This is a genomic window from Mixta sp., assembly GCF_024610815.1.
Taxonomy (GTDB): domain Bacteria; phylum Pseudomonadota; class Gammaproteobacteria; order Enterobacterales; family Enterobacteriaceae; genus Mixta; species Mixta calida.
Map to the genome: position 1 here is coordinate 25,703 of NZ_JANION010000148.1, position 19,379 is coordinate 45,081.

The 19,379-nt window shown below is 57.1% G+C and carries 17 protein-coding genes; 7 read left to right on the forward strand and 10 right to left on the reverse strand.

Features of this window, described 5'->3' with window-relative positions; all coding sequences use genetic code 11:
- Window positions 1-4: 4 nt before the first annotated feature.
- The 4 genes from MYY08_RS10990 to pmbA form a co-directional block, all read right to left on the reverse strand.
- The gene (locus MYY08_RS10990) at window positions 5-304 is read right to left on the reverse strand and encodes a DUF4312 family protein (RefSeq protein ID WP_038623957.1); all 300 of its coding nucleotides are present in this window, start codon (window positions 302-304) and stop codon (window positions 5-7) included.
- Between the two features lie 2 nt (window positions 305-306).
- Entirely contained in the window at window positions 307-663 is a 357-nt protein-coding gene (locus tag MYY08_RS10995; RefSeq protein ID WP_038623955.1) for an SFCGS family glycine-rich protein, read from the reverse strand.
- Window positions 664-720: 57 nt separating this feature from the next.
- Window positions 721-1,050, reverse strand: a complete 330-nt coding sequence (locus MYY08_RS11000) for a glycine dehydrogenase (RefSeq protein ID WP_052133845.1) — start codon at window positions 1,048-1,050, stop codon at window positions 721-723.
- A 405-nt stretch (window positions 1,051-1,455) separates the two neighbouring features.
- On the reverse strand, window positions 1,456-2,796 hold the full coding sequence (gene pmbA, locus MYY08_RS11005; protein WP_038623953.1) for a metalloprotease PmbA: 1,341 nt from the start codon (window positions 2,794-2,796) through the stop codon (window positions 1,456-1,458).
- A 176-nt stretch (window positions 2,797-2,972) separates the two neighbouring features.
- Between pmbA and yjgA the strand changes: the two genes are divergently transcribed.
- On the forward strand, window positions 2,973-3,518 hold the full coding sequence (gene yjgA, locus MYY08_RS11010) for a ribosome biogenesis factor YjgA (RefSeq protein ID WP_038623951.1): 546 nt from the start codon (window positions 2,973-2,975) through the stop codon (window positions 3,516-3,518).
- 96 nt (window positions 3,519-3,614) lie between these two features.
- Here yjgA and mpl read toward each other — a convergent pair whose 3' ends face one another.
- Window positions 3,615-4,970, reverse strand: a complete 1,356-nt coding sequence (mpl, locus tag MYY08_RS11015) for a UDP-N-acetylmuramate:L-alanyl-gamma-D-glutamyl-meso-diaminopimelate ligase (RefSeq protein WP_084970346.1) — start codon at window positions 4,968-4,970, stop codon at window positions 3,615-3,617.
- Window positions 4,971-5,139: 169 nt separating this feature from the next.
- Here mpl and fbp point away from each other — a divergent pair, with 169 nt between their 5' ends.
- The 3 genes from fbp to ppa all read left to right on the forward strand — a co-directional run bounded on the left by fbp (window position 5,140) and on the right by ppa (window position 7,381).
- Complete coding sequence (fbp, locus tag MYY08_RS11020) at window positions 5,140-6,147, forward strand: class 1 fructose-bisphosphatase (RefSeq protein ID WP_038623947.1); 1,008 nt, start codon at window positions 5,140-5,142, stop codon at window positions 6,145-6,147.
- Between the two features lie 151 nt (window positions 6,148-6,298).
- Window positions 6,299-6,748, forward strand: coding sequence for a DUF441 domain-containing protein (locus MYY08_RS11025; RefSeq protein WP_038629860.1), 450 nt, complete (start codon window positions 6,299-6,301; stop codon window positions 6,746-6,748).
- A gap of 102 nt (window positions 6,749-6,850) precedes the next feature.
- Window positions 6,851-7,381 (forward strand): inorganic diphosphatase, encoded by a 531-nt coding sequence (gene ppa, locus MYY08_RS11030; RefSeq protein ID WP_038623944.1) that lies wholly within the window; start codon window positions 6,851-6,853, stop codon window positions 7,379-7,381.
- Window positions 7,382-7,444: 63 nt separating this feature from the next.
- On the opposite strand, the gene MYY08_RS11035 is transcribed toward ppa, so the two are convergent.
- The 3 genes from MYY08_RS11035 to tamA are packed head-to-tail and all read right to left on the reverse strand — an operon-like array spanning window position 7,445 to window position 13,286.
- Window positions 7,445-7,801, reverse strand: a complete 357-nt coding sequence (locus MYY08_RS11035; protein WP_038623941.1) for a gamma-glutamylcyclotransferase family protein — start codon at window positions 7,799-7,801, stop codon at window positions 7,445-7,447.
- Between the two features lie 2 nt (window positions 7,802-7,803).
- A complete protein-coding gene (gene tamB / locus MYY08_RS11040; protein ID WP_288014147.1) occupies window positions 7,804-11,574 on the reverse strand; it encodes an autotransporter assembly complex protein TamB in 3,771 nt (1,256 codons plus the stop codon).
- Window positions 11,571-13,286 carry an autotransporter assembly complex protein TamA gene (tamA, locus tag MYY08_RS11045; protein ID WP_288014180.1) on the reverse strand — a complete coding sequence of 572 codons (1,716 nt, stop codon included), beginning with the start codon at window positions 13,284-13,286 and terminating at the stop codon, window positions 11,571-11,573. Before tamA ends, tamB begins: the two co-directional genes overlap by 4 nt.
- Before the next feature lie 532 nt (window positions 13,287-13,818).
- Between tamA and paeA the strand changes: the two genes are divergently transcribed.
- A complete protein-coding gene (gene paeA / locus MYY08_RS11050; protein WP_038623935.1) occupies window positions 13,819-15,141 on the forward strand; it encodes a polyamine export protein PaeA in 1,323 nt (440 codons plus the stop codon).
- 83 nt (window positions 15,142-15,224) lie between these two features.
- Here the strand turns inward: paeA and MYY08_RS11055 are convergent, their stop codons facing one another.
- Entirely contained in the window at window positions 15,225-15,431 is a 207-nt protein-coding gene (locus MYY08_RS11055) for a DUF1107 domain-containing protein (RefSeq protein WP_038623933.1), read from the reverse strand.
- 319 nt (window positions 15,432-15,750) lie between these two features.
- Between MYY08_RS11055 and MYY08_RS11060 the strand changes: the two genes are divergently transcribed.
- The gene (locus tag MYY08_RS11060; protein ID WP_288014149.1) at window positions 15,751-16,305 is read left to right on the forward strand and encodes a YtfJ family protein; all 555 of its coding nucleotides are present in this window, start codon (window positions 15,751-15,753) and stop codon (window positions 16,303-16,305) included.
- 1 nt (window position 16,306) lies between these two features.
- On the opposite strand, the gene cysQ is transcribed toward MYY08_RS11060, so the two are convergent.
- Window positions 16,307-17,050, reverse strand: coding sequence for a 3'(2'),5'-bisphosphate nucleotidase CysQ (gene cysQ / locus MYY08_RS11065; protein WP_038623930.1), 744 nt, complete (start codon window positions 17,048-17,050; stop codon window positions 16,307-16,309).
- A 323-nt stretch (window positions 17,051-17,373) separates the two neighbouring features.
- On the opposite strand from cysQ, the gene MYY08_RS11070 reads away from it, so the two are divergent.
- Entirely contained in the window at window positions 17,374-19,320 is a 1,947-nt protein-coding gene (locus tag MYY08_RS11070) for a bifunctional 2',3'-cyclic-nucleotide 2'-phosphodiesterase/3'-nucleotidase (RefSeq protein WP_288014151.1), read from the forward strand.
- Window positions 19,321-19,379 lie beyond the last annotated feature (59 nt).

Genomic DNA, 19,379 nt, shown 5'->3' on the forward strand with positions numbered 1-19,379 from the left:
GTTTTTATTGCGCTACCGTAAACTCCACCTTGTCAGTATCAATTACGGTAACGTTGACGGTAATTTCCAGCTCCACGCTGTAATTCCGCCGCTCACGTGCCAGAAAGAAAAACAGAAACTTTTCCTTTTTGACGCTCTGTTGCGCCCGAATAACCTTTACGTCCTGTGGTTCGATGCGCAGCAAAATTTTGTTCGTGGATTGCAGCACCTGCTGCTGAACACGGCTGAGAGCATCGGCAAAGGCTTTGCCTCGCGTATCGCCTTTGCCTTTAACGAGAACCGAGGTCGTGAATTGTTCTTTCATACTCAGCTGCCGTACTTTTTATTCCAGGCCTGCACCAGCTTCTCGCCCAGTTCCTCTTTGTCCATAAAACCAAAACCCAGCACCGTCGCGCCTTCGTTAATCGCCGTTACGCCTTCGTCAATAGAGCGCATGCCGTGCCTGGCTTTATAGCCATATTTGTTTTGCGCCGTAATCGCGCCCGCGCCGCCGCTGCCGCAGAATGAAATGCCGAAATCGGCATTTTCTGCTTTCATTACGTCGCCCAGCTTCATATCCGCCGCCACGCCCGGGACAACCACCGCGCGTCCGCCCGCTTTTTCAATGCCAGCCGCGACTTTCTGTCCTTTACCTAAACGATCGCCAATCACTACGGTTACCATACTGCATTCCTTCTGTTGTATTTGCTGACTGCCGGCAGGGCTGCGCCTGCCCGATGATTAATTCGCTTTTGCCACTTCAAAATGCACCGAAAGCAACCACGCCTCTTCGCGCGGCAGATTGCCGAACAGATCGACCACCTGCTGTGCCAGACGCATCGACTCCGGCGAGATATCTTCAAACAGTTCGGCTTCCACTTCCGGCAACGGTTCGCCGGTTAGCGAACGCAGCGCCATCGCGCGTACGTGGGAGGCCAGCATCTGCTGCTGCACCGCATTTGGATAAATAGCCTCAGCGGTAAAAAGCGCCTCGATCTGTTTCATTACCCGCTCGGCGAGCGCTGCAATCTCCGCGTCGCTTGCCGACTTCTGTTCCGCTATGTTATTCACCTTCCCCACTCCTGATTAACTGACGTTCCATTTTTTCGTGTTGAAAACAAAGTACCGTTAACCCCTGCGAGTTTGTAGCCCGACTTTTTCCGCCTGAAAGTGGAAATAGAGGCGCAGAAGGTGCGCGAGGTCGCAAAAAATTATTTTGCGCATCTGCGCAGTTAAAAAAGATTATTTCTTGCAGGGCGGGTGCGAAAAACTCACGAAAAGGTAAGCCCCTGATTGTCAGAGGGAATTAAAGCGCTAAAAAGAAAATGAAGAATAAGGAAATGTGATGAATGCGGGCGTGAACATCATTTTATTACGCGAAAATAACGTCAAATTAACGTTTATAACCGTGCAATAGTAAGAAAGACAGGCGAAAAAAAACGGGCGTTTTAAACGCCCGGTGCGGTTATTTAATGATTATTGTCCGGCGATGCTCATTTCCGGCAGCAGCACGGAGCCGCACTGAATATTGCTGCGCGTTTCAATATCGTTGCCGACGGTCACGATGTTGCGCCACATATCCTTCAGATTACCGGCAATGGTAATTTCGCTTACCGGATACTGAATTTCGCCGTTTTCCACCCAGAAGCCCGCTGCGCCGCGCGAGTAGTCGCCGGTAATGCCGCTAACGCCCTGACCCATCAGCTCGGTTACGACCAGGCCTTTGCCCATCTGCTTCAGCAGATCGTCAAAGCTGCTGCCCTGACCGGCGATGCGCCAGTTATGGATGCCACCGGCGTGACCGGTGCTTTGCAGCCCCAGCTTGCGCGCGGCGTAGCTGGTCAACAGCCAGCTTTGCAGCACCCCGTTTTTCACAATCTCGCGATCCTGCGTCCGCACGCCTTCGCTGTCGAACGGCGTCGAGGCCAGGCCTTTCAGCAGGTGTGGCTTCTCTTCAATGGTGAGCCATTGCGGCAGGATCTGCGTGCCCAGCGCATCGAGCAGGAAGGTTGATTTACGATAGACGCTGCTGCCGCTGATGGCGCCGACCAGATGGCCGAACAGCCCGGTCGCCACTTCCGGCGCGAACAGCACCGGCGCTTTCATCGTCGGCAATTTACGCGGGGCCAGACGAGAAAGCGTGCGGCGCGCGCACTCCTGTCCCACCCATTCCGGCGACTGTAAATCGCTCATCGACCGACCGATGGTATAGGCGTAGTCGCGCTCCATATCGCCTTCCGCTTCCGCAATCACGCAGCTGGAGAGCGAATGGCGGCTGGAGCAGTAGCTCTGCAACATGCCGTGGCTGTTGCCGAACACTTTAATCCCGACGTGGCTATTGAAGCTGCCGCCTTCGGTATTGGTAATGCGCTTATCTGCCTGTAGCGAAGCCTGCTCAGCGCGCGCCGCCAGCTCGATCGCTTTATCAGGATCGATCTCCCACGGATGGAAAAGATCGAGATCCGGCGCGTCGAACGCCAGCAGCTCGCGATCGGCCATGCCAGCGAAAGGATCGGGCGAGGTGTAGCGGGCGATATCCACCGCCGCCTGTACGGTACGTTTGATCGCATCGGGGCTGAGATCGGTGGACGAGGCGCTGCCCTTGCGGTTTTGCCAGTAAACGGTGATACCCAGCGCGCCATCGCTGTTGAACTCGACGTTTTCTACCTCACCATAACGCGTACTGACGCCGATACCCGTCGTTTTACTGACCGCTACTTCAGCGCCGTCGGTGTCCGCTTTCGCCAGTTCCAGCGCCTGGGCGACCGCCTGCTCCAGCACTTTACGTTGTTCTGCAACCTGAGTAAGTATTTTCATTGACCTACCATAATATGATGAGTACGGTCTGCCGCGCTGGCTTAGCCTGCTTAAACCAGATAATGCACGGCAACGCGTGAGTTGTATCCTTAATCTGGAGTCTAACAGACTCAGAGAACAATTTCGCAGTAGCCGCGTAACCTGATAGCATTAGCCTCTTTTTCAGGAGCCTGATAATGACGAAACACCCCGAAGAGTGGCTCGACGACGTACCGGATAATCAAGAAGAAGAAGATGAAGAGATTATTTGGGTCAGTAAGAGTGAGATTAAACGTGACGCCGAGGAGCTGAAACGCCTTGGCGCGGAGATGGTGGAACTGGGTAAAAATTCCCTGGATCGCCTGCCGCTGGACGAAGAGCTGCGCGACGCCATTGAACTGGCGCAGCGCATCAAGAAAGAGGGCCGCCGCCGTCAACTGCAGCTGATCGGCAAGCTGCTGCGCGCGCGCGATCCCGACCCGATCTACCAGGCGCTGGATAAGCTGAAGAACCGCCATAACCAGCAGATTGCGCTGTTCCACAAGCTGGAAGCGATGCGCGATCGTTTGGTGGAACAGGGCGATGATGCGATTGCCGACGTGCTGAACCTCTGGCCGCATGCGGATCGTCAGCAGCTGCGCAGCATGATCCGCAATGCGCAGAAAGAGAAAGCGGCCAATAAGCCGCCCAAGGCCTACCGGCAGATTTTTCAGTACCTGCGCGAACTGGCGGAAACCGCCTGATCTCGCGCCGCGTTACGCTCTTTCTGTTGGAGCGTAGCGCTGGCCTTCCCCTTCTGTCTTCCCGCGCCCTTTACGACGCGGGTTGATAAACGCCGACTATTTGCCCAGACGATCCAACAGTTTCTGATGAATGCCGCCGAAACCGCCGTTGCTCATCACCAGAATGGTGTCGCCCGGATGCGCATGTTTGGCGATGGTTTCCACCAGCGTATCGATATCGGCGCTCCAGAACGCGGGCTGAATACAGGCGTCCGCCACTTCCGCCACCTGCCACGGAATATGATGCGGCTGATAGAGGAACACCTCGTCGGCGCGCCCCAGCGCGGGGGCTAAATCTTCTTTGCTGACGCCGAGCTTCATGGTGTTGGAGCGCGGCTCCAGTACGGCGAGGATGCGGGCGGTGCCGCCAACTTTGCTGCGCAGCGCCGCCAGCGTCGCCAGAATCGCCGTAGGATGGTGTGCGAAGTCATCGTACACCTTGATGCCGTTCGCTTCGCCGCGTAGCTCCAGACGGCGACGTGCATTGATAAATTCATCCAGCGCGCGTCCGGCGTCTTCCGGTTTCACGCCGACATGACGCGCCGCCGCAATCGCCATCAGGCCGTTATGCATGTTGTGCTCGCCCACCAGAGACCAGTTCACTTCCGCTACGCGCTCGCCGTCCAGCCAGGCTTCCCAGCGCGACGCGTCCGGCGTCAGCTTTTTCGCCTGCCAGCGGCCATGTTCGCCTACGGTCTCCTGCTCGCTCCAGCAGCCCATCGCCATGACCTGCTTCAGGTTGGCGTCATGCTCCGGCAGCAGAATTTTTCCCTGTCCCGGCACGATGCGCACCAGATGGTGGAACTGTTTCTGAATCGCGCGCAGATCGTCAAAGATATCCGCATGGTCGAATTCAAGGTTATTCAGGATCAGCGTGCGCGGGCAGTAGTGGACAAATTTAGAACGCTTGTCGAAAAAGGCGCAGTCATATTCATCCGCCTCGATAACGAAGAATGGGCTTTTTCCTAAAGTGGCGGAAACGGAGAAATTCCCCGGCACGCCGCCGATGACAAAGCCCGGTTCCAGCCCGCAGGCCTGTAAAATCCACGCTGTCATGCCGGCGGTGGTGGTTTTGCCATGGGTGCCGGCGACGGCGATCACCCAGCGGTCGCGCAGCACGAAATCATGCAGCCACTGCGGCCCGGACATATAGGGAATGTTGCGCTCCAGCACCGCTTCCACGCAGGCGTTGCCGCGCGTCATCGCGTTGCCGATGATCACCAGATCCGGCGCGGGCTCGAGCTGACTGGCGTCGTAACCCTGAATTAAATCAATACCTTGATTCTCCAGCAGCACGCTCATCGGCGGATAAACATTGGCATCGGAGCCGGTCACTTCATGGCCCATCGCCCGCGCCAGCATCGCCAGCCCGCCCATAAAGGTGCCACAGATACCAAGGATATGAATACGCATAAAAGGTCCGTTTACGAAAAAAGTTCGGAACACAGTGTAACGCCGAGCGACGCGGGAAGAAACGGATTTGGCCTATGGTCTTTGCGGTTCATTCGGCTAAACTGCCATGGCATACGTTGCAGCTTTGTACCCTATGCTGCTATTCCATCGTAGATTCAGGGATTGTGTTATGAAAACATTAGGCGAATTTATCGTCGAGAAGCAACACGACTTTCCGCATGCCACCGGTGAACTGACCGCGCTGATCTCCGCTATTAAGCTGGGCGCTAAAATTATCCACCGCGATATTAATAAAGCCGGTCTGGTTGATATTCTGGGCGCCAGCGGCGTGGAAAACGTTCAGGGCGAACAACAGATGAAGCTCGATCTGTTCGCCAACGAAAAGCTGAAGGCGGCGCTCAAAGCACGCGGCATCGTCGCCGGCATCGCCTCTGAAGAAGAAGACGAGATCGTCATCTTCGAAGGCGTGGAAAACGGTAAGTACGTGGTATTGATGGACCCGTTGGATGGCTCGTCCAACATCGACGTAAACGTTTCCGTCGGGACGATTTTCTCAATTTATCGCCGCGTAACGCCGCCAGGCACGCCGGTGACGGAAGCAGACTTTATGCAGCCGGGCAATAAGCAGGTCGCCGCCGGCTATGTGGTTTACGGCTCGTCAACCATGCTGGTCTACACTACCGGCTGCGGCGTGCACGCCTTCACCTACGATCCGTCGCTGGGCGTTTTCTGCCTGAGCCAGGAACGCATGACCTTCCCGGAGAAGGGCTACACCTACTCCATCAACGAAGGCAACTATATTCGTTTCCCGCAGGGCGTGAAGAAGTACATCAAGTTCTGTCAGGAAGAAGATAAAGCGACCCACCGCCCTTACACGTCGCGCTATATCGGCTCGCTGGTGGCGGATTTCCACCGTAACCTGCTGAAAGGCGGCATCTATCTCTACCCCAGCACCGCCAGCCACCCCAGCGGCAAGCTGCGCCTGCTGTACGAATGCAACCCGATGGCGTTTCTCGCCGAACAGGCGGGCGGCAAAGCGAGCGACGGTAAAAACCGCATTCTCGATTTGCAGCCGGAAGCGTTGCATCAGCGTAGCCCGTTCTTCGTCGGCAATGATGCGATGGTTGAGGATGTGGAGCGCTTTATGCGTGAATATCCAGACGATCATCAGTCCTGATGAGTATCAAGCCGCCTGCCTTCCGCAGGCGGTTTTTTTTGCCGGCATGCCCGCCGCGTCCCCGCCTCGTTATGCCACACGCGTCTCGCGCCTGTTTCAATCCGTTGTTATAGTGACGGCTTCCCTGTTTGGCTTGCATGCGGAGCGTGCGATGACGGCCTATGCGTCTGTTTTGATATTAGTTGTACTCGGCGGCCTCAGCCTGCTGGTCCATAACACGGCGGTGACGATCTCTATCGCCATTCTGCTGCTGCTTAAAGTGACGCCGCTTTCCCAATTTTTTCCGTACGTGGAGAAACAGGGGCTGACCCTGGGGATCATTATTTTAACGGTGGGCGTGATGGCGCCGCTGGCCAGCGGCTCGCTGCCGGCCAGTACGCTGCTGAAATCGTTTCTCGACTGGAAATCGCTGTTGGCGATCGTGGTGGGCATTGTGGTGTCCTGGCTGGGCGGCCGCGGCGTGGCGCTGATGAGCAGTCAACCGACCATCGTCGGCGGTTTGCTGATCGGCACGATTATCGGCGTTTCCCTGTTTCGCGGCGTGCCGGTGGGGCCGCTGATCGCCGCCGGCCTGGTTTCGCTGTTTATTTTCAATAAATAGCCGCGGCTGGAGCATTCCGAAAGCCGAAAAAGGGGGCATACTTTCATTGCCAGTTGGCTATAATAGCCGTCACTCAACTTATGACGAATGAAGGAAAGCGAGATGAGTTTGAACCAGGTTCCAGCCGGTAAAGACCTGCCAGAAGATATCTATGTCATCATCGAGATCCCGGCCAACGCCGATCCGATCAAATATGAAGTGGATAAAGAATCTGGCGCGCTGTTTGTTGACCGCTTTATGTCGACCGCTATGTTCTATCCGTGCAACTACGGCTACATCAACCACACCCTCTCCCTGGATGGCGATCCGGTTGACGTGCTGGTTCCGACCCCTTACCCGCTGCAGCCGGGTTCCGTGATCCGCTGCCGTCCGGTCGGCGTGCTGAAAATGACCGACGAATCTGGCGAAGACGCCAAGCTGGTTGCGGTACCGCACACTAAACTCTCTAAAGAGTATGATCACATCAAAGATGTGAACGACCTGCCGGAACTGCTGCGCGCGCAGATCACCCATTTCTTTGAACACTACAAAGATCTGGAAAAAGGCAAGTGGGTTAAAGTCGACGGCTGGGATAACGCAGAAGCGGCTAAAGAAGAGATCCGCACCTCTTTCGAGCGCGCGGCGAAGAAATAATTTGCCCGGTGAGTTCGCTCACTAGGCTGATACAAAAACACCGCCCCACAAGGCGGTGTTTTTTTATTCCCCGGATGAAGCCTCATCCCGCCGCAGCCAGTCGCCGCTTGAGATGCGCGTCAGTCCTGCGACCGAACGTTGATACACATACATCCAGGCGCTGCCGTACGGCGTCTGAATCAGCTGGCGCTTGTATTCGCCGCCGCTGGTTCGAAGCGCGTCCAGTTCGCCCAACGTACTGGCGTCAATCCGGTAAACTTCCCCGTACACCGTGCCCTCGCCCGGCACGACGCCGGGATAGAGGCCCAGGTTGTAAAGGTCGTAGCCCTCAATCTGATGATCGCCGAGCCACTGCGCGTTTGTCATCCAGTGACTGTTTCCCTGTTTGCGCCGTAAACTGCCGTAGACAATTATTCGCATTGCTAAAACTCAAACTGATAGAGCAAATCGAGTGCCTGGTCGATGCCGGACACTGCTTCCAGATAGAGTTTGGGCATCAGGCGATAACGCAAGGTTAAAGTCGCCAGTGAATCAAAGATGCCAACCCCATATTTTACTTGTAGCCCCGGCAGTACGTAGCCGCTGACCTGCACCTGCTGGCTGTCGCCAACACCGGCAGTGTCAAGGGCGAGATTACTGACGCCGAAGGTCTCGCCGATTTTACCCACAACCTGACCACTTTGTGCAACCCCTAAACTCACCAAAGCTGAAGACAGGGCATTACTGTCGCCGTTGGTATCGAGTCCCTGACCGCGCAACAGATAAGAAAGCGCCTCCTGCTGCGACATCGCCGGATCGGAGAAAATCTCCGCTTTCGGCTCGTCCGCCAGGCCGGTCACGCGCAGACCGGCGGTGACGCCATCCTCGGTCGCCTCCGGGTTACGGATCGCTTCCAGGTTGACATACGGCTGGTCCGGCGGGCCGGCGAACTGCAACTCGCCTTTGCGCACCACCAGATCCTGTCCATAGGCGTGGAAGCGGCCGGATGGAATGTTGATCTGGCCGTTCAGCCCCAGACCGCGCTTATCCTGCACCAGCTTCAGATCGCCGTTCAGCTTCGCCTTCAGGCCGAACGCGCTGAGACGCACATCGTCGCCGACGTGAATAATCAGGTTGCTGTTGATGGGAATCGCCGCCGTTTGCGGTGCGACCGGCTTGAGGTTTTCATCCAGCAGCACTTCATCGGAAGAGACGCCGGTTGCGCTCTCCGGCACCTCCTGTACGATAATGCGCGCCCAGGGCACATCGACGCGGCCATCGAGATTGAACGCGACGGGCGAGGCTTCAAAGGTGAGATCCGGCGACACGTCCATGCGCACCATCGGCGGCACGGTAACCCGCACGCGATCGCCGCGCGCGGCGATGCGGGCGCGCCAGTTATCCAGCTGGCTCCAGTCCGCGTCGCCATTGAGATTGATCTGCCCGTGCGCCGTCTGGATCAGTCCTTCCAGCGTGGAGCGCATGCCGTTAAACACCATATTGAGATTGGCGCTGTTCAAATCGACCGGCATAAAGCTGCCGTCGATATCCACGTCGCGCAGCCCCAGCTGACCATAGACCTGCGGACGTTGCAGGTCGCCCCCCAGCCGCAGGTTGCTGCTGAGTATGCCCGCCACTTTTTCGCCGCGCATCAGCGCCGGATTCAGCAGCGCCAGCGAAATGTTATTGATATTGATATTGCCCGACAGAGTACGACGTTTCTGCGGATCGCCGATCTGCACTTTACCGTCGAACTGGCCGTTGTTGGCGATGCGCAGCAGCCAGTCCAGCTCGGCGCGGCCGTCGCGCATGCCAGCGTTAAGGTTCAGCGTATCGAAAGCGATCGGCAGCGCGTTGCCCTGCACATCCTGCGTCACCTTCACGCCGCGTCCCTTCAGTGCCACGCGTCCGGTCGGCAGCGAGCCGTCGCTGCGCCAGCTGACGTCGGCGTCGCCGCTGAACAGGCCCACCAGCTGCGTTTCATCAGGCAGGAAAGGCCGCACCATCGCCAGGTCGAAACGGTTCAACTCGACGCGCGCATGGCCTTCCGGCCCCGCCTCGATCGGCTGCGGCACGCAGAGCTGCGCGTTCGGGTTGCGCCAGCAGTGCGCGCCGATGGTGGCGGTCTGGCGAGCGTTCAGGTAGTCGATGGACATGGCGCGCGTCAGACGCCATTCGCCGACCGGCGTATCGAAGACGGTGTTGTTCAGCGTGCCCTGCCAGCGCTGCTGCTGACGATCGAAGCTGCCGTTCAGCATCAGCTGGCCGGAAACCGGCTCGCCGTTCACCTGAAGCTTCAGCTGATGCTTTTTCTCATCGCCGTCGGCATCCAGCGTCAGGCGACTGATGGTCAGTGAGGCCTGCTTCAGCTGATCAACGCGCAGCGCCAGCTTGCCCGCCACGCGATCGCTGGATCGCACGTCGCCTTCCAGCCGGACGCGGGCGATGTTCAGTTCCTGCCAGCGCAGGCCGGTGGCGGTGAGATCCGCCAGCAGCTCCGGCGCCTGCAGCGTGCCGCGCGCTTTGATGATGCCTTTCGCCACGCCGCCAAGACCGGGCAGCGCATTGTCCAGGTGCGGCGCGTCGATCGTGGCGTCCAGATTCAACGCGTCGCCCAGTTCGCCCTTCACGTTCAGGTTGTTGCGGCCCAGCACCAGCTTGATGCCGGGAATATTCCACTGGTTATAACTATTGCCGTACAGGGTGCCGTCGGCGGAAACTGCGTTCTGCTTCACCTTGCCGCGCAGCTGTAGTTCCGGCACGCGCATCTGCCAGCTGCCGCCGTAGACACTGCCGCGGGTGGTGACTTTGCCGTCCAGCGTGGCGGGCCAGTCGGGATACTGCTGCGCGGTATTGATGCCGGAGAGAGTCAGTTCGCTGCGCCAGCTGATCGCTTTACTCCAGTCCACCACGCCGCTGAGATCGGCATGGCCCTTCAGTGCCGAAAGACGCAGCTTATCCAGGCTGAACTGCTCAACGTTGCCCTTGCCGTCCAGCGCCAGCCCGGCTGGCGGGATCGCCTCGCCCTTCAGCGCGGCGCGCAGCGACATCACATAATCGGTCGCCTTGCCGCTAAAGCTGAAGTCCAGATTATCGGCCTGATACTGCGTCGCGCCGGTCAGCGGCCAGCGCAGCTGCGGGCTGGTCAGCTTCAGCTGCAACGGCAGCCCGGCGGTCGCCAGTTCGGTTTGGCCGCTCAGCTGCGCATCGAGCGGGCCGGACAGGTTGAGCGCCAGCTGAAGCTGCTGACGCATCGCGCCGCCCAGCGTCATTTTAATCTTCTCCCCCTTCAGCGGCTCCACCTTGAGCGCGCCGTTCAGGGTGAAATCGACCGGCCAGTTATCCGCCAGCCGCGCCTCTCCGTTGGCTTTTACCTGTCCCTGCGGCGAATCGATATCCAACGTTTGCAGCTGCAGCAGACGATCCTGCGTTTTCGCTTTCAGCAGCAGCCGGTTCACCGCCAGATCGGTATCGCCGGTGAGACGCAGCTGCTCGCCGACAATTTCCTGTACCTCGATATCGAGCGGCAGGCGGAAATCGGGCATTGAGGGCAGCAGCGGCTGGTCAAACATCGCCTTCAGCGTTTCGCCCAGCGGTTTTTCCTGCGGCTGAGGCTGCTGAATCTTCGGCTGCACCACCTGCTCATTGGCGACCTTCGCCGCTTTCGGCAGCGCCACCAGCAGGCTCTGAATATGCGTCGGGGTAAGCGTCAGCGCACGCTCCTGCCAGTGCAGTCCGCTGGTGAAATCCAGCAGCGAAATGGCAGTGTCGTCAACTTTAACGTTAATATTGTGCAGGCTGAGATGACGCAGCGTAATCGGATAAGGCGTGCTGATCTCGCCTGAGCCGCTTTCCTCTTCCGGCGGCGGTTCGCCAGCGGGCGTCATCTTGCTGCTGTCGACCACGACATTGACATCCTTCAACCCCAGATCGTTGACGCAGAAGGCGGAGTTTTTCAAACAGCCCAGCTGCACCGCCAGATGAAATTCGCCCGCGCTGACCGTCACGCCCGGCATCTCATACTGCACGTCTTTGAGCGTCAGGTTGCGCCAGCCGCCGTCCACCTGTTTGATAGAGAACCCAGGCACCCAGCGCGCCGCGCCGTTCAGCAGCAGATGCAGACCGGGCGTGGTGCCCACCAGAAACAGCACGCCGCCCAACAGCACCGCTAAAAAGATCAGAATCCCGATCAGGACCTTTTTCCATAGCTTCATAGTTCAGGCCCCAGTCCGATGTAAAACTGCAATCCGTGTTCCTCTTTATCGTCGATGGGCCGCGCCAGATCGAACTTGATCGGCCCCACGGGCGACTGCCAACGGACGCCGATGCCAGCGCCGGTTTTGAAGTTGCTCTGCTTAATGTCGTTAACCGCCTCGCCGGAGTCGACGAACACCGCGCCCCACCACTTGCCGGTCACGTTGTACTGATACTCCAGCGATCCGGTCGCCAGCTTAGAGGCGCCGGTCAGCTTGCCGTCCTCGTCGCGCGGCGAGATGCCTTTGTATTTATAGCCGCGAATACTGCGGTCGCCGCCGGCGAAGAAGCGCAGGTCGGGCGGCACTTTTTCGAAATCGTTGGTTTCGATCCAACCAAGATTGCCGCGCGCGACAAAGCGGTGCCGCTCGGCCAGCGTGCGGATCCAGACGTTTTGCGCCTGCAAGACGAGGAAATCGACGTCGGAGCCCCAGGTGGTGTCGGAGATATCAACGGAGTAGCGCTGCGAATCGCCCCATGACGGCATCAGGCCGCCGCGCGATCGGGTGCGGTTAACGCTGACGCCGGGATAGATCAGCATGGTGGTGTTGGTGACGTTGGCCTGGGTAAAGTGGTCCAGGCTCCAGCGCAGGTTGACCGCTTTTTGCCAGCCGGTGCTGTTATCCCAGTAGCGCGACAGCGCCAGCGTGGTGGTGTCCGCTTTAGTGTCGTTGAGGTCGGTGCGCTTCAGGCCGCCCTGCACCAGATAATATTGTTCCAGCGGATTTTTCAGCAGCGGCACCTTATAGCTGAAATCAAGCTGCTGCTCCGGGGCGGAGATATTAGCGCTGGTGGTCAGGCTGTGGCCGCGCGAGTTGACCCAGGGTTTGCGCCAGGTGGTTTTCAGGCGCGGGCCGACATCCGTAGAGTAGCCAATACCGGTTTCAATGGTGTTTTCCGTGCGCGGCGATACTACGCCGCTGAGCGGCAGTACTTTATCCGGCGTGGTTTTGTCGAATTCCGGCGCCACCACTACCGAGTTGAACCAGCCGGTAGCCGACAGGCGGCGGTTCAGCTCCGCCAGATCGCGCGAGCTGTAGTAGTCGCCTTTTTTAAACGGCACCAGATGTTGCAGATATTCTTCGCGGATTTGCGAACCTTCGAACGTCACATCGCCGAAGCGGTAGCGCTTGCCGCTGTCGTAATCGAGATCCCAGTAAGCTTCGCGTCGCTCCACCGACACCCCAAGCTGGCTTTTCTTAAAATCGCCGTCAAAGTAACCGTTGCGCAGCGCCAGGTTGGTAAAGCCGCTTTTGAAGCTGTCATACTTGCCATGGTTGAGGATAGTGCCGTTTTTGGGCCTTCCCTCTTTTACCCACTGTTGATAATCGGCGTCGTTGCGCGCATCGCCGCGCAGGATAATGGTGCTGCCGGCGATTTTCACCGGTTCGCCGGGCGCCACCCGCGCGATCAGCACCGGCCTGCCGCCCCGCGCAGGCGCCGGACGGCTCTCAAAATCGATATCAGGCTCGTAGTAGCCCAGCGCGCGTAGTCCTTCTTCTATCGCTTTTTTTACGCGCGCGCGAAAACGTCCGTCCGCCGTGACCTCATCGGTATCAATGGTGGAAAGCCTCGCCCGGACGTTTTTCTGTAGCTCCCCGTTTAACCCTTCAAGCTGTAAGCGGATATTGGCTGCCTGAGCGGCAGGCGCGGCAATCAGCAAACAGGTCATGTAACAGACATGAATTCGTGGCACGCTTACTCCTGTTAATGCTGCCAAATCCCCATATTTTTTAGGGGACAAATAACATCGCCAACCCACAAGCGCTTATGTCGACGTCAAGTTTGTCTAACAGCATAGCTGTATGCCTGACGCACCGGCCGCGTGGACGCCAGGATAAAAAATGCTGTTAATGCAAATTTCGCACGTATTGTCCGCAAACCCGCGCTGCGTTACAACCGGGAATGCTTATTCTGTGCGCATCGGTAGTGGAAAGCCTTATTTTCTCAGACGCAACCTGGCCGCTTGTTTTTTGCGCGCCGCGCCGCTGCAACAGCGCTGGCGGGCGCTATAGCGCTACTGCTATAATCGACGGCAGCCTTTACAACAGCTTTTGTCATTCCTTTCTGCCCCGACCCTGCGTGTCGAACCGGCGCAGACATTTTTGGCACGGATAGCTCAGCATAACCGTAAGGTCCGGCGATACCGCTTCGCGCGCTGCCCAGGCCAAAAATGACAAGTATCAAAAACCAATGGACTCTATATGTTAGATAGCTTGCTTGTCATACTCGTGTTGATTGCGGTCAGCGCCTTTTTTTCACTTTCGGAAATATCGCTGGCGGCCGCGCGTAAAATCAAACTCAAACTGCTGGCCGATGAAGGCAATATCAACGCGCAGCGCGTGCTGAAAATGCAGGAAACGCCGGGCATGTTCTTTACCGTCGTGCAAATCGGCCTGAACGCCGTCGCCATCCTCGGCGGTATCGTCGGCGACTCCGCTTTCTCCCCGTCGTTTCGCAACCTGTTCGATGGGCTGGTTTCTGCGGAGCTGGCCGATCAGCTGAGCTTTATCTGCTCGTTTACCCTGGTGACCAGCCTGTTTATTCTGTTCGCCGACCTGACGCCCAAACGAATCGGGATGATTGCGCCGGAAGCGATCGCGCTGCGCATTATCAATCCGATGCGTTTCTGTCTGCTGCTGTTCCGCCCGATGGTGTGGTTTTTCAACGGCATGGCCAACATGATTTTCCGCCTGTTTAAAATCCCGATGGTGCGTAAAGACGATATCACCTCCGATGATATTTATGCGGTGGTGGAAGCGGGCGCGCTGGCCGGGGTGTTGCGCAAGCAGGAACATGAGCTGATCGAGAACGTGTTTGAACTGGAATCGCGCACCGTTCCCTCTTCCATGACCTCGCGTGAAAATGTCATCTGGTTCGATCTGCATGAAGATGAAAACAGCCTGAAGACGAAAATCGCCCTTCATCCGCATTCAAAATTTCTGGTCTGCAACGGCGATATCGACCATATCGTCGGCTATGTCGATTCCAAAGAGTTGCTGCTGCGCGTGCTGGGCAATCAGAGTATGGCCCTGAACAGCGGCGTGCAGATTCGCTCCGCGCTGATCGTGCCTGATACCCTGACGCTTTCTGAGGCGCTGGAAAGCTTCAAAACCGCTGGCGAAGATTTCGCCGTGATCATGAACGAGTATGCGCTGGTGGTGGGCATCATTACCCTTAACGACGTGATGACCACGTTGATGGGCGATCTGGTCGGCCAGGGGCTGGAAGAACAGATTGTCGCACGCGACGAGAACTCATGGCTGGTTGAAGGCGGCACGCCGATTGACGATGTCATGCGCGTACTGGATATCAATGAGTTTCCGCAGTCGGGCAACTATGAAACCATCGGCGGCTTTATGATGTATATGCTGCGTAAAATCCCGAAACGCACCGATTTCGTCAAGTTCGCCGGCTATAAGTTCGAAGTGGTGGATATTGACAGCTACCGTATCGATCAGCTGCTGGTGACGCGTATTGATGAGCGTCCGGCAACCCTGACAATCAGTAAAGAAACGGAAGAGTAACAGAGAAAGCTTAGCGGGGAGGCGGTCAGACGTTTTCGGACCGCCTTACAGCATCAGGGCGCGATTGCCGCGCCCCGGTATCATCACTGATACTCAGCCTGCAGTCGAAGCACCTGACGGTTCACTTCCGACATCACGCTATAGTGCTGCTTATCCTTTACGCGCGGTACGAGAATCTTGCCTTTATCAAACTCGAACGCGCCCACATCCTTGATATAAATCCTTCCTTTAAACAATGTTTTAACGTATTTAGCGATCTGGAAAGGATTATAACGCTGAAAAATCTTCATCTTACTTTCAACTCCTGAAAAATTAATACGCTTCGCCGTTGCCAAAATCGGTACGCGCCCATGAAGCGTCAAATGCCGATAAACTATAGAACATCATCCGTTTCCTGTGTTCCTAAAATTAAAGTTTTTTACTGAACTGACACATCATTACAGGAGACTCTGTTATCACTGCCTTTTAACGCAGTATAAACGCTCTGCCGACAGCAATTTGTGCAGTCCGCCGCAAAGCTGGCAGGCCGGCGAGACAGCAGCATCATGGCTGCTTATTATTTCAGAAACATGACCAAGTGGTCCGATCACCTGCTGAAAGGAAAAAATAATGACTCGCGTCTCGTTTGCCCTTGTATTGAGCCTGTTGTTGCCTGTAACCGGCGGCGCCCACGATTTTGTTAACGGCCAACGCGTTGCGCCGGTAGGCATCAGTGATAAAGGAGAACTTAACTATCAACAGGATTCGTTCAGCTATCGCGCCTGGAACAGCGCCCAGCTCATCGGCAAGGTGCGGGTCTTGCAGCACATCGCCGGACGCTCATCGGCGAAAGAGAAAAACGCAGCGCTGATCGAAGCGATCAAGCAGGCGAAGCTGCCGCACGATCGCTACCAGACCACCACCATTATCAATACGGACGACGCCATTCCCGGAACCGGTATGTTCGTGCGCAGCAGTATTGAGAACAATAAAAAGCAGTATCCGTGGTCGCAGTTTATCGTCGACAGCGACGGCGTCGCCAAACGCGCCTGGCAGCTGGAGAAAGGCGGCTCTGCGGTGGTGGTGCTGGATAAGGATGGACGGGTGCGCTTTGTCAAAGATGGCGCGCTGACGCAGGAGGAGGTGCAACAGGTGATCGCCCTGTTGCACCAGCTGCTTAACTAGTTCAGAAGATGGAGACGCGAAAGCCTGGGTTAAGGAAAGATTCGCGCGGCGCGTAGTCCAGCGGGCGCCCTTTCCAGTCGTGGACGTGCGCGCCGGCGGCGATCGCCACCGCATGTCCCGCGCCGGTATCCCAGATATTGGTCGGCCCAAAGCGCGGATAGAGCTGCGCTTTGCCTTCCGCCACCAGGCAGAACTTCAGAGAGGAGCCGATAGAGATAGTTTGATGCTCTCCCAGCTGCTTCAGATACTCTTCCAGCTCGTCCCCGTCGCGGTGGGAGCGGCTGACCACCACCAGCGGCGGCCGGGCGTCACGGATCTTAATCTGCGTTTTCTGCCCTGCCTCTTCTTTCCATGCCTTTCCATCAGCCGCCGAATACATCACCCCCAATACCGGCGCATAGACCACGCCCATCACCGGCTTACCCTGTTCAATCAGGGCAATATTGACGGTGAACTCCCCGTTGCGCTTAATAAATTCTTTGGTGCCGTCCAGCGGATCGACTAACCAGTAGCGCTGCCAGTGCTGACGCACTTCCCAGCTCTGCGGATCTTCTTCTGAGAGCAGCGGCGTTTCCGGCGTCAGTTGTTGCAGGCCGCGCATAATAACGTTGTGCGCCGCCATATCGGCGGCGGTCACTGGCGAATCGTCAGATTTGTGAGAAACGTCGAGCGGAGCCTCGCCATTGTAGACCTTCATAATGGCGTCGCCCGCTTCGCGCGCCAGTTGGCAAATTTGCTCTAACATTTTCCACCTCTTTATTGATGATCAGGATAAGCCCTGCGCCAGCGCCAGGCTTACTGCGTAGGATCATACTCTTTAAGCATAGCATCTGACGCTTGATCGCCCTTTGCCGCGCTCATCAGCCTGCCCTGTCCACAGATTATTTATTTATCAATAGCATACTTAACGCGCCGCTGTCATTACTCTTGCGGCGACGGCGCTTTTTAGCGTCTGATGATGGCGGCCTGAGGGATTATTTATCTGTTCGCCGTCACACATTTATACGAAGAAACGTCACGTTTGCCGATTATTTTGAGAATGTTAACGGACTATTTTCAGGAGGAAAAATGATTAAAGGCATAACGCTACTGGCTCTGTCGGCTGTTTCGATGGCGGTTTCCGCCGCGACGGTAGATCTGCGCATCATGGAAACGACCGATCTGCACAGTAATATGATGGATTTCGATTACTACAAAGATAAGCCCACCGACAAGTTCGGCCTGGTGCGCACCGCCACGCTGATTGCCGCCGCCCGCGCGGAAGTGAAAAACAGCGTGCTGGTTGATAACGGCGACGTGATTCAGGGCAGCCCGTTGGGCGACTATATGGCGGCGAAAGGACTCAATACGGGAGAGACGCATCCGGTCTGGCAGGCGATGAACCGGTTGAACTACAGCGTCGGCAATCTCGGCAACCATGAATTTAATTACGGCCTCGACTACCTGCAAAAGGCGCTGGCGGGCGCGCACTTCCCCTATATTAATGCCAATATTATCGATGTTGCCACCGGCAAACCGCGCTTTACGCCGTGGATTATCAAGCCCGAGCAGGTAACCGGACGGGACGGCAAAACCCATACGCTAAAGGTGGGCTATATCGGTTTTGTGCCGCCGCAAATCATGGTGTGGGACAAAGCGAACCTGGCGGGCAAAGTCACGGTGGAGGATATTACCGAAACGGCGCGTCGCTGGGTGCCGGAAATGCGTAAACAGGGCGCCGACGTCGTGGTCGCCATCGCTCACTCCGGCCTCTCCAGCGAGCCTTATCACGCGCTGGCGGAGAACTCCGTCTGGTATCTTAGCCAGGTGCCCGGCATTGACGCCATTATGTTTGGCCATGCGCATGCGGTCTTCCCCAGCGACGACTTCGCGGCCATTCCCGGCGCGGATATCAAACAGGGCACCCTGAACGGCATACCGGCGGTGATGCCCGGCATGTGGGGCGATCATCTTGGCGTGGTCGATCTCACGCTCAGCAATGACAGCGGCAAATGGCAGGTGACGCAGGCGCGCGCCGAGGCGCGGCCAATCTATGATAAAGCCGCGAAAAAATCGCTGGCGCAGGAGGACGCGGCGCTGGTCGAGGCGCTGGCCGACGCGCATCACGCCACGCGCGATTTTGTCGCCAGGCCCATCGGCAAATCCGCCGACGTGATGTACAGCTATCTGGCGCTGGTGCAGGACGATCCGACGGTACAGGTCGTGAATAATGCGCAGCGCGCATACGTAGAACATTTTATTCAGGGCGATCCCGACCTGGCGGAGCTGCCGGTGCTCTCTGCTGCCGCGCCCTTCAAAGCTGGCGGACGCAAAAACGATCCGGCCAGCTATACCGAAGTGGAAAAAGGCGATCTGACCTTTCGTAACGCTGCCGATCTCTATCTCTATCCCAATACGCTGGTGGTGATGAAGGTTAACGGCGCGCAGGTTAAAGAGTGGCTGGAGTGCTCCGCAGGCCAGTTTAATCAGATCGATCCGCAGCAGAGGCAGCCGCAGGCGCTGCTTAACTGGAACTATCGCACCTATAACTTCGACGTTATCGACGGCGTGAACTACCAGATCGATGTGACGCAGCCGGCGCGCTACGATGAGGAATGCCAGTTAATTAACCCGCAGGCGTCGCGTATTAAAGACCTGACCTGGCAGGGCAGACCGATTGATGAGAAAGACACCTTCCTGGTCGCTACCAATAACTACCGCGCCTGGGGCGGCAAGTTCGCCGGCACCGGCGAAAAATATATTGCGTTTTCTTCGCCGGATGAAAACCGCTCGGTGGTTTCAGCCTGGATTAGCGCGCAAACCCGATCGCAGGGAGAGGTGCGTCCGCAGGCGGATAACAACTGGCGGCTGGCGCCTGTGCAGAGCAACGTGCCGCTGGATATTCGCTTTGAAACCTCGCCGAGTGAAAAGGCCGCTGACTTTATCGCACGCTATGGCGTCTGGCCCATGCGCTATCTGCAACAGGATGAGAACGGCTTCGCCATTTATCGCCTTGACCTGCAGAATAAGAAATAGCGCTCTCTGTTAGCGAACGGCCTAAAGAAAAAAGCCAGCATACGCTGGCTTTTTATTAT

Coding starts and splice junctions, on each gene's coding strand:
- MYY08_RS10990 (WP_038623957.1), bottom strand. CDS start 304: ATGAAAGAACAATTCACGACCTCGGTTCTCGTTAAAGGCAAAGGCGAT.
- MYY08_RS10995 (WP_038623955.1), bottom strand. CDS start 663: ATGGTAACCGTAGTGATTGGCGATCGTTTAGGTAAAGGACAGAAAGTC.
- pmbA (WP_038623953.1), bottom strand. CDS start 2,796: ATGAAAATACTTACTCAGGTTGCAGAACAACGTAAAGTGCTGGAGCAG.
- yjgA (WP_038623951.1), top strand. CDS start 2,973: ATGACGAAACACCCCGAAGAGTGGCTCGACGACGTACCGGATAATCAA.
- mpl (WP_084970346.1), bottom strand. CDS start 4,970: ATGCGTATTCATATCCTTGGTATCTGTGGCACCTTTATGGGCGGGCTG.
- fbp (WP_038623947.1), top strand. CDS start 5,140: ATGAAAACATTAGGCGAATTTATCGTCGAGAAGCAACACGACTTTCCG.
- MYY08_RS11025 (WP_038629860.1), top strand. CDS start 6,299: ATGACGGCCTATGCGTCTGTTTTGATATTAGTTGTACTCGGCGGCCTC.
- ppa (WP_038623944.1), top strand. CDS start 6,851: ATGAGTTTGAACCAGGTTCCAGCCGGTAAAGACCTGCCAGAAGATATC.
- MYY08_RS11035 (WP_038623941.1), bottom strand. CDS start 7,801: ATGCGAATAATTGTCTACGGCAGTTTACGGCGCAAACAGGGAAACAGT.
- tamB (WP_288014147.1), bottom strand. CDS start 11,574: ATGAAGCTATGGAAAAAGGTCCTGATCGGGATTCTGATCTTTTTAGCG.
- tamA (WP_288014180.1), bottom strand. CDS start 13,286: ATGACCTGTTTGCTGATTGCCGCGCCTGCCGCTCAGGCAGCCAATATC.
- paeA (WP_038623935.1), top strand. CDS start 13,819: ATGTTAGATAGCTTGCTTGTCATACTCGTGTTGATTGCGGTCAGCGCC.
- MYY08_RS11055 (WP_038623933.1), bottom strand. CDS start 15,431: ATGAAGATTTTTCAGCGTTATAATCCTTTCCAGATCGCTAAATACGTT.
- MYY08_RS11060 (WP_288014149.1), top strand. CDS start 15,751: ATGACTCGCGTCTCGTTTGCCCTTGTATTGAGCCTGTTGTTGCCTGTA.
- cysQ (WP_038623930.1), bottom strand. CDS start 17,050: ATGTTAGAGCAAATTTGCCAACTGGCGCGCGAAGCGGGCGACGCCATT.
- MYY08_RS11070 (WP_288014151.1), top strand. CDS start 17,374: ATGATTAAAGGCATAACGCTACTGGCTCTGTCGGCTGTTTCGATGGCG.